This window comes from Rufibacter hautae, assembly GCF_008271695.1.
In the GTDB taxonomy this organism is placed as follows: domain Bacteria; phylum Bacteroidota; class Bacteroidia; order Cytophagales; family Hymenobacteraceae; genus Nibribacter; species Nibribacter hautae.
Window position 1 is genome coordinate 430869 of sequence record NZ_VKKY01000001.1, and the last position, 14714, is coordinate 445582.

General features: G+C 46.1%; 9 protein-coding genes. 2 read left to right on the forward strand and 7 right to left on the reverse strand.

All coding sequences use genetic code 11. The features are described 5' to 3' along the window. Window positions 1–75: 75 nt before the first annotated feature. The 3 genes from FOA19_RS01805 to porX are packed head-to-tail and all read right to left on the reverse strand — an operon-like array spanning window position 76 to window position 3311. Entirely contained in the window at window positions 76–1302 is a 1227-nt protein-coding gene (locus FOA19_RS01805; RefSeq protein ID WP_149090443.1) for an alanine dehydrogenase, read from the reverse strand. After that, window positions 1280–1756 (reverse strand): tRNA (adenosine(37)-N6)-threonylcarbamoyltransferase complex ATPase subunit type 1 TsaE, encoded by a 477-nt coding sequence (tsaE, locus tag FOA19_RS01810; protein ID WP_149089090.1) that lies wholly within the window; start codon window positions 1754–1756, stop codon window positions 1280–1282. The genes FOA19_RS01805 and tsaE overlap by 23 nt, the downstream gene beginning before the upstream one ends. Next, window positions 1749–3311 (reverse strand): T9SS response regulator signal transducer PorX, encoded by a 1563-nt coding sequence (gene porX, locus FOA19_RS01815; RefSeq protein WP_149089091.1) that lies wholly within the window; start codon window positions 3309–3311, stop codon window positions 1749–1751. The genes tsaE and porX overlap by 8 nt, the downstream gene beginning before the upstream one ends. 143 nt (window positions 3312–3454) lie before the next feature. Between porX and FOA19_RS01820 the strand changes: the two genes are divergently transcribed. Then, the gene (locus FOA19_RS01820; RefSeq protein ID WP_149089092.1) at window positions 3455–4693 is read left to right on the forward strand and encodes an HD domain-containing protein; all 1239 of its coding nucleotides are present in this window, start codon (window positions 3455–3457) and stop codon (window positions 4691–4693) included. 87 nt (window positions 4694–4780) lie between these two features. After that, window positions 4781–5194: a hypothetical protein gene (locus FOA19_RS01825; RefSeq protein ID WP_149089093.1), complete on the forward strand. Its 414-nt coding sequence runs from the start codon at window positions 4781–4783 to the stop codon at window positions 5192–5194. A 321-nt stretch (window positions 5195–5515) separates the two neighbouring features. On the opposite strand, the gene FOA19_RS01830 is transcribed toward FOA19_RS01825, so the two are convergent. Genes FOA19_RS01830 through FOA19_RS01845 form a run of 4 tightly spaced genes read right to left on the reverse strand, consistent with a single transcriptional unit; the run spans window position 5516 to window position 13151 of the window. Then, window positions 5516–7069: an IPT/TIG domain-containing protein gene (locus tag FOA19_RS01830; protein ID WP_149089094.1), complete on the reverse strand. Its 1554-nt coding sequence runs from the start codon at window positions 7067–7069 to the stop codon at window positions 5516–5518. A gap of 23 nt (window positions 7070–7092) precedes the next feature. After that, the gene (locus tag FOA19_RS01835; RefSeq protein ID WP_149089095.1) at window positions 7093–8256 is read right to left on the reverse strand and encodes a glycan-binding surface protein; all 1164 of its coding nucleotides are present in this window, start codon (window positions 8254–8256) and stop codon (window positions 7093–7095) included. Window positions 8257–8288: 32 nt separating this feature from the next. Continuing rightward, window positions 8289–9974 carry a RagB/SusD family nutrient uptake outer membrane protein gene (locus FOA19_RS01840; RefSeq protein ID WP_149089096.1) on the reverse strand — a complete coding sequence of 562 codons (1686 nt, stop codon included), beginning with the start codon at window positions 9972–9974 and terminating at the stop codon, window positions 8289–8291. Between the two features lie 18 nt (window positions 9975–9992). Next, on the reverse strand, window positions 9993–13151 hold the full coding sequence (locus FOA19_RS01845) for a SusC/RagA family TonB-linked outer membrane protein (protein ID WP_223808683.1): 3159 nt from the start codon (window positions 13149–13151) through the stop codon (window positions 9993–9995). Between the last annotated feature and the right edge of the window lie 1563 nt (window positions 13152–14714).

Consider the following 14714-nt stretch of genomic DNA (forward strand, 5'->3'; position numbering starts at 1 on the left):
TTTTGAGGCTCTTTTCTAGAAAGGAGGCCCAAAACAGCTTTTTAGCTTTATGCTCTAAGGTCTAAAATCTATTATCTAATTGCGCACGGCAATCATCAGGCTTAGTTCTTTGTAGCGCATGTTGAATTTTTTGGCGATGGAGGCGTTGGTGAGGCTGCCTTTGTAGATGTAGACGCCGCTGCGGTAATGCTCGTGGGTGAAGAGGGCCTCGTTCACACCGCCGTATTTGGAGATCTCCAGGAACATGGGCGTGAAGATGTTGCTCAGGGCCTTGGTGGCGGTGCGGGGCACGCGAGACGGAATATTGGGCACGCAGTAATGGATCACGTCATACTTGCGGTATACGGGTCGCTTGTGGGTGGTCATCTCGGAGGTTTCAAAGCAGCCGCCTTCGTCAATGCTTACGTCAATGATCACGGAGCCTGGGTTCATCTTGGCCACCACATCCTCTGAGATCATGCAGGGTACCTGGCCATCCTCGGCAATAGCAGCCCCGATGACTACATCGGCATCCTGGATCTCTTTGTGCAGAATGGTATGATCTAGGGTGGAAGTAAACAGCTGGGTGCCTACGTTCTGCTTCAAGCGGCGCAGTTTATACAGATGATCATCAAACACCTTTACCTCGGCGCCCAGACCTAACGCGGCACGGGTAGCGTACTCGGCCACGGTTCCGGCCCCGATGATGACCACCTTGGAGGGCGGCACGCCTGTGATACCGCCTAAAATGACGCCTTTGCCCTCGTTGCTGCTGCTCAGGTACTCGGCGGCGATCAGCATGACGGTGCTGCCGGCAATCTCGCTCATGGCCCGCACTACGGGTTTGGTATCTGATTTATCCTTGAGCAGCTCAAACGAAATGGCGTTGATTTTCTTGCGAGCCAGGGCGTTGATGTATTCTGAGGTCAGGGAGCCTATCTGCAGCGCTGAGATAAGGGTCTGGCCCGGTTTGAAGTAATCCATCTCTGCCAGGGTAGGCGGAGCGATCTTGAGCAGGATATCTGCCTCGTAGACTTCTTTAGTGGAGTAAACGATAACCCCGCCGGCTTCTGAGAACTCGTGGTCTGAGTATTTGGAGGGGGCGCCGGCCCCAGATTCAATCCAGACCTCATGGCCGTGGTCTGTCAACTGCTTCACTGCCTCAGGGGTTAGCCCGATGCGGTTTTCCTGTAAAGAAGACTCCTTGGGGATGCCAATAAAAAGATTCCGCTTGCGGGTTTCTATCGCCAGCATGGACTCCTTAGGCATGAGACCACGCGCCGTAGCTTTGGTCAGGGCCTCAAACCCGGTCTTCTCCGTCATTTCCTCCATCATATACTCTCAAACTAATGATACGCGCCTCTTCGGCTTCTCCGGTTGCAATGGTTACCTCTACCCCCTCCGGGGGCAACAGGTCAGTTACCTTAGACGGCCATTCTATCAGGCAAAGGTGCCCGGAGCTGAAGTACTCCAACGCCCCAATGTCCAATGCCTCGGCCTGGTTTTCGATCCTATAAAAATCAAAATGGTAAATGAGTTCCCCATCGGCTGCCTCGTACTCATTCACGAGGGAAAACGTGGGGCTGCTGACCGGCTCCCGGACTCCTTTCTGGGCGCATATCGCCTTGATAAAGGTGGTTTTACCGGCCGCCATGTCACCTTCAAACAAAATTATCTTTTTTTGTCCGATAAATGACAATAATTCGGCGGCGGCTTGGGGTAAATCCGCTTTTGTGAGAATATTAATAGTTTTCTGGCGCGCTACTGGCTCAGGCATTTTTGGTGGAAAGCGTTATAAATGGAATGATACATTCCTCCAAAGATACGCCGCCGTGCTGGAACGTGTCTTTGTAGTGATTCACGTAGTAGTTGTAGTTATTGGGGTAGGCGAAAAAGTCATCGTTCATGGCGAAGACGTAGGCCGTAGACACGTTGCTCTTGGGCAGGTGGAAACGCTCTGGCTTGCGGCATACCAGCACGTCCTTCTCGGTGAAGCCCAGGTTCTTGCCGTGTTTGTAGCGCAGGTTAGTGTTGGTGTTGCGGTCGCCCACAATCTTGAACGGCTTTTTCACGCGCACGGTACCGTGGTCGGTGGTGATGATGAGACGGCCTTTCTTATCGGCGATGGCTTTGAGCGTGTCAAACAACGGCGAATGCAGGAACCAGGAACGCGTGAGCGAACGATAAGCAGCTTCATCGGCCGCCAGTTCCCGGATCATCTGCATATCAGTACGGGCGTGCGAGAGCATGTCCACGAAGTTGTAGACAATCACGTTCAGCTTATTGTTGTCAAGGTTGCTGAACTTAGACAGAAGCTCCTTTCCGGCCGTGTTGTTCGTGATCTTGTGGTAGCTGAATTTGTCGTTGACCTTGTTCTGCTGGAACTGGATTTGCAGGAAATCCTCCTCGTGCAGGTTCTTGCCTTCCTCCTCATCGTCAGACACCCATAGGTTAGGGTACCGCTTGGCGATATCGGCGGGCAGCATGCCAGAGAAGATGGCGTTCCGGGCGTAAGCGGTGGTGGTAGGCAGGATAGAGTAATACATCTCCTCATGCTCCACGTTGAAGTAATCGGTGATGATGGGCTCCAGGACTTTCCACTGGTCATAGCGGAGGTTGTCTATCAACACAAAGTACACCGGGGTGTCGCTCTCCTTCATCATAGGGAACACGCGGTCCTTAAACAGGCGATGGGACATCAATGGAATTTCATCCGTCTCATCGTTCACCCACTCCTCGTAGTTGTCCATGATGAACTTGGCGAAGTTGGTGTTAGCCTCGTCTTTCTGCATGTTGATGACCTCGGCCATGCTTTTACCCGCAGTATCGGCAATCTCTAGTTCCCAGTACACCAGTTTCTTGTAAACATCGGCCCACTCCTGGTAACTCAGGCGCTCGCCAAAGGCCATGCCCAGGGTCCGGAAATCGCGCTGGTAAGAGCTGTTGGTCCTTTCCTCTACCAAGCGGCGGTTGTCCAGGATCTTCTTTGCGGAAAGCAGGATTTGGTTGGGGTTGATGGGCTTGATGAGGTAATCGGCGATCTTGGAGCCGATGGCCTCTTCCATGATGTGCTCTTCCTCGCTCTTGGTGATCATGACCACGGGGATGGTAGGTCGGGCGGCTTTGATCTCGCCCAAAGCCTCCAGACCGCTCAGGCCAGGCATGTTCTCATCCAGAAAAACAAGGTCATAGGTTTGTTCCTGCACCTTCTCCACGGCATCGGCCCCGCTGTTCACGGGGGTAATGTCGTAACCTCTCTCCGTTAAGAAGAGAATATGGGGCTTGAGAAGGTCAATCTCGTCGTCCGCCCACAAAATAGTATATCTTTGCATGGCTAGTTTTTGGTTTTCATAGCTTGTGTTTAGGCTTGCGCATCCAGCGGCTTTCCCGGCATGTCGCCTTTTCAAGGCGCAATCCGTAGAAATTACATAATGCTACATTTACCGACAACGGACACTACAAGAACTAAGTTATCTTGAATAAGAAAAAAATCTTCAACGATCCGGTTTACGGCTTTATCACGGTTCCGTCAGAGCTGCTGTTTGACATCATCCAACACCCCTACTTCCAGCGCCTGCGCCGGATAAAGCAGCTGGGGTTGACGGAGTTCGTGTACCCTGGGGCATTGCACACCCGTTTCCATCACGCCCTGGGGGCCATGCACCTCATGAACATTGCCCTGCAGAGCCTGAGCAGCAAAGATAACATCATTACCGACAAAGAGTGCGAAGCCTCCATGGCCGCCATCCTGCTGCACGATGTGGGCCACGGCCCTTTCTCCCACGCTTTGGAGACCGCCATTTTTGACCAGGTGCCGCATGAGCAGATTTCACTGCACATCATGGAGCTCTTGAACCAGGAGTTTGACGGACGCCTGCAACTGGCCATTGACATTTTCACCGATAATTACCAACGTCATTTCTTCCACCAACTGGTTTCAAGCCAACTGGACGTGGACCGTTTGGATTACCTGAACCGCGACAGCTTTTACACCGGGGTCTCAGAAGGGAAGATTGGCGCTGACCGGTTGCTGAAGATGCTGAACGTGCACGAAGACCAACTGGTGGTAGAGGAAAAAGGCATTTATTCCATTGAAAGTTTTCTGGTAAGCCGCCGCCTCATGTACTGGCAGGTGTACATGCACAAGACGGTGACCAGTGCCGAGCAGATGGTGATGAAGATCATGCAACGGGCCCGCGAACTAACCCAGCGCGGCATTGACGTGCCCGCCAGCCGGAACCTGCAGTTCTTCCTGCGCGAGAGCCTATCCATGCTGGATTTTGAGCGCGACTCCACCATCATGCCGCGTTTTGTTTCTCTGGATGACTACGATGTCTGGAGTGCCATCAAAGCCTGGGCAGAGCACCCCGACAGCATCCTGAGCTATTTATCCATCTCCCTGCTGGAGCGGAAGCTGTTCAAAATCATGATCTCCCCTACCCCGTTTGACATAGAGTTTTTGGTAGGTGTCCGCGAACTGGCGCAGGAGCACTTTGACATTTCCGCCGATGAGGCGCACTATATGGTAGTGGAAGGCAAGATCAGTAACAACGCCTATGAATCTGGCGGGGAGAACATCAATGTGCTTACCAAGCAGAGCCTGGTGGTGGATGTGGCCAAAGCCTCAGACTTGCCCAACATTCAGGCTCTCAGTAAGAAGGTGGAGAAGTATTACGTGTGCTATCCCAAGGAAATCACCCGCATGAGTCTTTAATCCTTTTATATGTTTCAAGCCGATTTTCGCAGAAACAACCCCAAAACAGACACGAACCCCAACACGCGCATAATCCTTATCTAGTCCATGATCATTTACCAGAGTGGCTTAATCACCCTAGACTATGACCCCGCCACCGATATCCTGTTCATTAATTGGCCCGATGTCCAAGATTTTCTGGTTCCGGAGATTCGGCAGGCACTTCTCATTTTAGTGGACCACATTAAAAGCTATGACATCAAGAACTTGCTAATTGATTCCAGTAGGGCCTCACTGGATATTCCGGGCACCGAGTACAAGGAGGTCATTAAAGAATTTGGGCATAACCTCATGCAGACCCGGTTGGAAAAGATGGCCCGCATTCTCACGCCCAATTCCACCCGTGAAAACAAGGTAGAAGAGGCCCGCCAAGAGCTACGTTTTCCCATCCCACTGCGCACCTTCACTGACTCAAAAGAGGCTTACTCCTGGCTCAAAGGCACCTTGGCAGAACCTGCCTGATTTCCTTCTATCTGTAAAATCTAGTTTTTGCCGCTGCCTGTTTTGGAGCTGTTTTTATAAAACTGGCATCAAAACAGGCAATAGCTTTTATAGGCTATATTCTGAAAAGGAGTGCATCTAACCTGCTAAGCTCTTTCCGAAGGCACAGCTTTACCAGAAATCAGAGGCCAGAACCTTAGGCAATATAGCAGATTTTGGATAGTTCCAATTTCTATATGCTGCTTAAACTTATGATAAGCGTCTATTAAATAAAGGCATAAAAGAAAAGAACCCCTGTGACATTACATCACAGGGGTTCTTTTCTTTTTAAGCTAAATTCTATTAATAGAATCCGATATGATCATAGTAAACAGTTCCAGTCCATCCGGCTGATTGGAACAATACATCATCAATTGTAGCAGGATTTCCTAGGGCAGCCTTAGTGATATTGTAGGTTGTCCATTCGCCTTCCACAATCTTGAATTGGTAGGCAGAAGAATATCCTTGATTGATGACTAAGTTCATGTTCTTACCACCTGTACCAGGAGTTCCGAAAACAGAGAAAGTAATTCCGGTATAATTGGCCATAGATACGCCAGCATCACCATGCAAACGGATAGCGTCATAAGAACCATCATACGTTTTCTTAGCAGCCATTGTACCCTGGCGTACGACATCAGTTACGTTCCAAACACTTGGACCTCCCCAGCCCCAATCACCCCAACCTGCTCTTCTGGCATCATCAAAAAGAGCGAAGGGTAAAGCAGCAAGTGGCGGCAGATTACCTTTGATGTTTAAAACCGGAGTTGTTGAAACTTGGTAGTTCTTATTAGTGATAAGGGTCAACGCTCCTTTTAAAGCATTGGCCGGAACTACCACCACCAGTTGGGTAGCACTTCTACTAACAAACGTTGAAACAGTAGTACCACCAGTGAAAACCACACTCTTCACCAAATCCAGATTAGTACCTGTGATTGTAAGATTTACTCCTGGATCAATTGGGTTAGGAGTCAAGTTAGTGATGTTGGGCAACAGAATGGTAAGGCTTTGAGTGGTTGTCACTTCCTCACCTGAGATGGCCACCAACTTCAGGGTACCGGCAGAGGCGTTGTCAGGAACCATCACTACAATCTGAGTAGGCGATTGACTAACGAAAGTAGCAGTTTTAGCTGTCCCAACTCCGGTAAACACAACTTCTTTCACCAGATCCAGATCTGTACCAGTGATAGTAAGGTTTTCGCCATGTTTTAAAGGACTAGGTGCCAAAGCGGTAACGGCAGGAAGATTAATGTTAATCTCCTGTTCGGTTTCAATCACCATTGGCTCAGTACCACCGGTAAAAAGAGTCAACGAACCTGTTTTGGCACTTAAAGGCACTCTAACCACCAACTCGGTCATTGACTTGCTAACAAAAGTAGTGACAATGCTGTCTTGGAGACTTCCAAACTGAACACTGTCCACCCAGTTTAAGTAATTACCGGTCACGGTGATGTTAGTTCCTGGCTTTGCATTGGCAGTTACCGAAGCAACAGATACAGGCACTTCAAAGCTGAGGACTGTCTTAGAGACAATATCCTCTCCTCCAGAGACCTTAAGGGTTATTTTACCCTCTTCTGCAGCAGTTGGAATTACCAGTTCAATCAGATCAGAAGATTGCGAGGTAAACTGGGTTTTGGCAACGGAGGCACCAACAAACTCAATGGATTCTACCTTGTTAAGGTTATGGCCAATGAATTTGATTTTTTCACCGTGCTTTGCTCCTGTTGGGCCAAAGCTTAATAATTCAACTTGCCCTGAGTTTACTTCATCTTCGTCATCACTACATGACTGCAAGAAACCGAAAGTCGCGAACAAACATACCACTAGTAATACCTTGATATTATAAAAGTTCTTCATACGTCAATTATCAGAAGGTTTCGTTAAGGAATTTCGTTTGGAACTACCCGTAGATTATCCAGCGCAAATTGGGCTTTTGTACCTGGGCCTACAAAATGGAAGGAAACTGCATACCCATTTGGATCATAGGTAAATACATTACCATTCAAATTGTTAGCCGCATAGATATCTTCAAAAGGGATGCTTACTGTTTCCCATTTGTTGCCAGTGTTGATGTTAGGCGACCAGGAATAAGTAGCCTTATCTCTGCCTCCTGGACCAGCGGTACCGAAGTGAATTCTGGCACCATTGTACACTAAAGGTGAAACGGTGTTAATCTCGAACTTAAAGCTGTATTTACCAGGATTAGCAAAAGCATCTGCCGGAATGTTTTTGGTCTTTTGCTTGATGGTACCTTCTCCAACCCAAGCCTCAAACCAGCCACCAGTGCTTTCTTTATCAATGCGCAGGAATTTTCCACTAACTGGTTGCACCTGATCATCACCATTTTTAATGAAAGTGCTTCCATGCCACCAACCATCAAAGTTGGTATCTTCATAATCGGCGATGATGTTGCGGTTGTCACGGAACCAAAAATCTGACTCAGTTTCTCCAAAGTTAGAGCTAACAGTGATGGGGCCTGGCTGCGCACCTTCTGGTACTTTCACCTCAATGGTTTTGAAATCTTTAATTGAAACAATCTCTCCTTCAACGCCACCAGCAAAGGTGACTTTGAGCGGCTCATAAAAGAAATCACCCACAATGGTGGCATTCTCGCCGGTATTCACATACTCGCTCAACATTCTATCAACTCTGGGCTCACTGATGTCCACGGTAAAATCATGCACCAGTTCCTCACCATTCGCAAAGATGATTCTCATCTTGTTAGTGATTTCGGTGGGGATGTTACTAGGAACCCGGGTAATAATGGAGTTGTTGGTGATCAGGGTTGGTGATAAAGATGCCGCTTGGTCATTGATCCAAAGTTCCCGGGCATTGCCCAAGTTCTCCCCAACGATGGCAATCATAGCTCCCTGTCCTGCTTTGGTGATAAGCGAATCAGCAGATGCTGGCCTGGTAACCCTTACATAACTAATCATGGGCTTTCCGCCGTTCGAAAGATCATCATCTTCCGAACAGGCTGAAAACAATCCCGTCATCACAAAAGCAACAAACAGGAATAACAAAGATTTAAATGATGTTCTCATATAGTGTTCTTTTCTATTCTTTCCTAAATGCACTAGTCTTTAAATGTATATGGAACTGCAGGATCTTTCAGGCTTGGCGCTTGGCTTACCTCAGAGGCAGGTAATGGCAGTAAGAAGTTACCAGAGTTGGCAACAGCCATTCTTTCAGCAAACCAAGTTGTTTTTGCAAAAGTCCATCCGGTTGGGTTAGGCATTCTGTCTGGCTTGGCCACAAATAGGCCACGGTCCTGGCTATTGATGATTTCGTAAGCCTTGTTTGGATTGTAATAGTGCAACCTTACCAAGTCATACCATACAATGCTTTCCATGGCAAACTCCTTCACGCGCTCTTCAAAGATATCATCCCAGGTAAGGCCACCTTCCCAAGGGGCAAGACCAGCACGTGTATGCACCTTGTTGAAATACTCCAGTGCGGTTGCATCTGTGGTAGAAGCGTTGTTACCAAGAGCTGCCTCTGCATAGATCAGGTACATCTCGGCCAAACGTAACATATACGTGTTGTTTGGATAACGCTGCTGTGCAGCCTGTCCTCCTACGTCTTTGGCTTTCCCAACTACGTACTTTTTGATGCTGACAAAGTTCTGGTCAGCAGTGGCACCAGGTGCTGGGAAAACAAGGTCCTGCTCAGACTCTTTTCCTGCAGCATCTCTCACGGTTTGGGTAATCTCAGGATATACCGCGCCAGGTAGCATGAAGGTCGCTTTTAAGCGTTGGTCCATAGTGAAACCCGGCTTTGTACCGTTGTCCTGGAGTAAGCCGTCATAAAGGCTCAGCATCCACCAGGAAGCCCCCAAGTCACCGCCCCAGCCGTCACCGTTCGCAATATCATTGCTGTAGGTAATTTGTGAAACCATGGTATTGGCAGAGGCATAGTCAGTAGTAAATACCCATTGTAATTCAAACAATGACTCATTGTTGTTATCATAAGGGTATAAGAACAAATTGGCATAGTTTGGAAGCAAAGATTTACCACTCATGGTGATCACTCTTTGTGAGAATTCTTTGGCTTTATCCAAAAACTCCTGCTTTCTAACACCACCAGTAGACTCTACTCCAGCACGGGTTAAGTAAGTTCTGGCGAGCATACCTTCTGCTGACCATTTGGTAATCCTGCCTGGCTCAACAGCAGATGCCGTTAAATTTTGGGCCGCAAACTGGTAGTCTCTGGTGATGAACTCCCAAACACTCTCTACAGTGTTTCTAACTAAAGTAGCATTCTGCAGAACAGCTATGTTGTCTTCAATGATAGGAACTGCCCCATAGTTAGACACCAAGTGGGTATAAGCAGTGGCCCGCATAAATCTAGCTTCTGCCAATGCATGGTTCTTGATTTCTGGCGAAACCCCTGCCCCTGCATATTTGTTTATGTTGGCGATGGCCATGTTAGCCTGTCCAATAACTACATAGAAGGCACGGTAAGCGGACCCATTGTCTGGGGAAACCGACGTGGTATTGAACAGAGTATGATCTCTATCACCCCATGCTCTGAAAACAGTACCTCCCCGGATGTCTCCCAACTTGAAGTTTGCTTGGTCAATATAATCTTTCCAGACTACACTATACAAAGGTGCGGTAGCAGCCAAAACCTGCTGATCTGTCTGGTAGAAATTTGCATCAACCAGCGTGTCTTGTGGCGGTCTGTCCAAGAATTCTTCAGAGCAACCTGAAAACACAGATAGTGCCGCCAATGCCCCAATAAGGAAATATTTATTTTTCATTTTACTCGCTGTTTAGAATTAGAAATCAATACCGATGTTGAAAGAATATACCGGTGTTAATGGGTAACGTCCGTAATCTACACCAATAGCTGCGTTATCTGCACTTGCATTTGGTCCCACGTAAGAACCAACTTCAGGGTCATATCCAGAGTATCCTGTGATAGTCCAAACGTTCTGTGCGCTTACTCCAAATCTTGCTCCTTTGATGAACTTCTGTCTGGCCAATAAAGTAGATGGCAGATTGTAGCTCAGGGTCACGTTCTTAAGTCTTACAAATGAGCCGTCTTCTACATACTTGTTTGTGTGACGGGAGAAGTTGTTGTTTTTATTTCCACCTGACATCCGTGCTACGTTAGTACCAGGGTTTTCAAGGTAAGGATTGCCATTGGCGTCCATGGCTACTCTCGCATAATCAAAAGCTCCAATGAACAAGTTCCGTCCTAAGTTGATATTGTTAGGGTTGGAGTTCTCACTACGCAGGTAGTTGTAAACATCGTTGCCTACGGTGCTTGTAATTAATACACTTAGGTCAAATCCTTTGTAAGAGAAGGTATTGGTGAAACCAGCGAAGAATTTAGGCCAAGGGTTACCAATGAAGGTTTGGTCTTCTCCGGTGATGATACCATCTCCGTTGATGTCTTTGTATTTCACATCACCTACCCAGATGCTGTTCTCAGCGATTGGGAATTCAACTCCATTGTTGTCAGCTGGCAGGGCGCTAGCCTCGATTTCCTCCAAGCTTTGGAAGATGCCTTCTTCCACATAACCGTAGAACATCCAAGGAGACTCCCCAATGATGGAACGCTGCGTCCAGTTGTTCATCCACCAGTTAATCCGGTCCATGATACCAGTTGGGTTATTGAGGTCTTTGATTCTGGTTTTAAAATGAGAGATGTTGAAGTTAGACTCCCATTTGAACTGACCATTGTCTACGTTGATGGTGTTAAGGGAGAAGCTCCACCCTTTGTTTTGAAGTGAACCTGCGTTTACGGTTGGAGCTGCAATTGAACCGTTACCGTTGGTACCCATGTACCATGGCAATGAGCTTGGCAGGATCAGGTTATCAGTGTTTTTGATATAGTAATCAGCCTCTAACTGCACCCGGTTCTCAAACAAACCTAAAGTAATACCAAAGTTGTCTGTTCTGGTTTCTTCCCACTGGAAGTTAGGGTTTGGATATTTGTTTGGCCGGAAGCTGGTTCCCCAAGGTGATGGACCTGAAGTTAAGGTACCGTAAATGGCACCGCTACCACCTTGGTTACCGGTTAAACCAGTCTCAAAGCGTAATCTAAGGTCATTTACGAGTGGCAAGTTGAAGAACGGCTCTTCCGTAACTCTCCAAGCAAATGACACGGAAGGGAAGTAACCCCATTTGTTTTCAGAACCAAAGTTTACTGAACCATCGGCACGGAAAGCAGCCTGAACGATATAACGGTCATGGAAATTATAGTTGATACGACCTAAGTAAGACTCCATGGCCCAGTCACCGTGACCACCTTCAGTATCGCTTCTAAGTCTATCACCTGCGTTCAGGTCAAGGATTTCGTTTGTGGTGAAACCATCTCTCTGCGCAAAGATCTGCTTCCAAGTAGACTCCTGCGACTCATGGGTAGCCATGATATTGATGTTATGGTTTCCAAACTGCTTCACATATTGGAGCATTTGGTTCCAGTTCCAATAGGTATTGATCTGGTCGCGGTTGTTCAAACGAGCGGTCTCATTCTTCTGGTAGCCAAACTGATAGGTTGGCAGGAAGTAAAGCGAGTTTGAATAGTTCACGTTGGTGTTCAAAGAAGTACGGAAATCCAAGCCTGGCAGAATATGGAAAGCCATGTTCAAACCACCCAAGAACTGTCTTCTGGTCAACTCGTTGGTTGTTAGGTTTGCCAATCCAATAGGGTTTGGCGGCGTGAATTGCTCAGAGGTGTTCTGCGTAGTCACAGTACCCCCACCGTAAGTACCATTCAGGTTTCTTACCGGAATGTGAGGCGGCAACTGGATAGCTCTGGTGATGATGTCGTTCTGGGTGGTGCTTAACTTTTCATTAGTCTGAGAGAAGTTGAAATTAGCGCCAAGATCTAACCACATGCGGGTTTTGTTGTCTATGTTCAAACGAACAGAGGCACGGTCAAATCCTGAACCCAACGCCACACCTGCCTGATCTAAATATTCGCCAGAAAGGTAAAACGTTGTCTTTTCACTACCACCGCTCAAGCTCACTTGGTGCTTTTGCATGGCAGCGCTGTTAAATAACTCATTTTGCCAGCTGGTTCCTTCACCTAACAAAGAAGGATCCAGGAATTCTTCCCGAACTGCACCACCAGCAATAGCTTTGTACTCATTTTCCATCTGCGCATATTGGCGCAAATTCATAACCTCTAATCTAGAAGGTGCGGTCTGCTGACTGTACAGATAAGAGTAGTTCACCTTTACATCACCTGCTTTACCCCGTTTAGTTGTAATCAAAACAACCCCGTTGGTTGCTCTAGATCCATAAATAGCAGTAGCAGAAGGTCCTTGCAGGATCTCCATGCTTTCGATGTCTGAAGGGTTTAAGGTTGAAAGGGGATTGGATCCTCTTGGAGAAACATCTCCTAAAATCTGAACACCATCAATTACGTACAACGGCTCATTAGTACCACTGATAGAGTTTACCCCTCTAATGTTTACAGAGATACCTCCACCAGGAGCACCAGTATTCTGAGTTACATAAACACCAGGGGCACGGCCTTGAATAGCTTGCTCAATGGTAGTGTTTACTGTTTTCTCAATAGCAGCAGCGTTAATAGAGGTCTGAGCACCGGTAAGGTCATTTTTTCTCAGCTCACCATAACCTGTTACTACTACCTCGTTCAGGGTCTGAGCATCTTCTCTCAGACTTACATTAATAGTAGTGTTGTTTCCTACCGGCACTTCTTGAGACACATAGCCAATGAAGGTCACGACCAACACATCGGCATTACCTGCCTCTAAGGAGAAATTTCCGTTTGCATCAGTAGAAGCACCGTTTGTGGTTCCCTTTACTACTACGCTCACGCCTGGCATTCCAGAGTTATCAGATGCCGCGGTCACTTTACCAGTAATTGTCCGTCTGGCAGTCTGGGCCAAACCGTCAAAAGCCTGGGTCAGGATAGCCAATACCATGGCTATCATCATCCAGACTTTCTTAGATTTCAAGACGTAATTACTTTTTTGGTAATCTTTGTCTGAGTATAAGTTTTGAATCATAGGGTAATTTGAATTAGGTAGTAAACATAGTATAGTGGTGAATAATAAAAACTCCCTAGCAGAAGCCTAGTCAGGGAATTATCTGTAACAAGTTATTCCAAACAAATCAAACAGAAGAAGCCTTTACATGCACTACCGGAGGATATAGGGGGAGAACCTCCGTCTGCCTTTCTCTAATTGAGAGAAGCAGTGTGCTTTATAAGATCGCTTTTCCTTTCTTCTTCCAACAACACCTTCCAAGCGATATTCGCATCCATACAAATCTAAGAAGATTTTATGCCGTGGTATAATACTTTTTTATCAATTCTTTGATTGAAAGCAGCGATCTCAACCAAGTTTATACGCCAACGTTGGCATAAAGATAAAAAAACAAAATCCATTTTCATAAATAAAAATAAATCTTTGTTAAAAGTACTGAATTTAGAGATTTCACAATTAAGCAGCGTTTATTTCGAATTTACACAAACAGAGGAAATGGTTTAAGCTTGCCCTCAAAACTACTACACAAGGTAAAACGGTGATATTTTGCTAAGCTATTAGGTAAAAATAAGTGTCAGGCGAACCCATAAACTGGTATTCTTTTATCCTTTTTACCTTTCTAAAGGTTAGTTCCTACTCCTTATGACAAGTGAAACATTCATGAGAAGGTTCCAATTATCCAGTAGGAAACCTTCTTTATTATATGTTCCTACCTTTCAAGGCTAAACGTTTCATAAAAGCAGTGACTTCATGAAGGAAGTAAGCAACACTTAGTAACAAGACATTTCTAAGTCAGCCCTTCTTTTTCTATATCCTAAAACTAGGTATTTCTTTCTTGAAAAGTACCCTTCTATGTTTCAGGGTGAGGTATCAAATGTTAAATCCCTTACTATTTTTTGAAAAAATGGGCCTTTTATTGAAATAAGTGAAGCAAACTAGTACCTGAATCCACTTTTCTCTAACAAGGCAGACAAGCCTTATGTTTACAGATTTTCCTTGCTGGTATTTTTATCATTATAAAATTTTGAAGGACCATATAAAAGAATACACATTTAGTTTTATACATTAAAACATCATCTTCTTTACTATTGTCACATTAAAGAACATCTTTCTGTTATAGATTAAGATCTAAAAGTGCATTATTTTGAAAATTACAATAAATGATATACACCAACCCAGAATACAGTTGGCTTATAGAGGAAGGAACAAGATAGAGCGGCTAATATTCTATAGAAACTTCACTATGGCCAGACTTACATTGGACTATCTTCTACTCAAATCCACACTAACAAGAACAGATACTCACTCCCTATAAGCAGACAGACCATAAGAGAGCCAAAACCAATCATGCCGAATACCAAGAAGGAGCAAATCACCCAGATTCAAGAAGTATAACCCACCTATGAGTTCTCTGCAGGAAGAATTAAAGACATTCCATGTGAGGTGGTGAAGTAACTTAAGGCTTTTGCATTCACATCTTATTGCACAAACCGTAACTTCTATTGTGCTTAGAAACTAAAACCTTATCCTTGC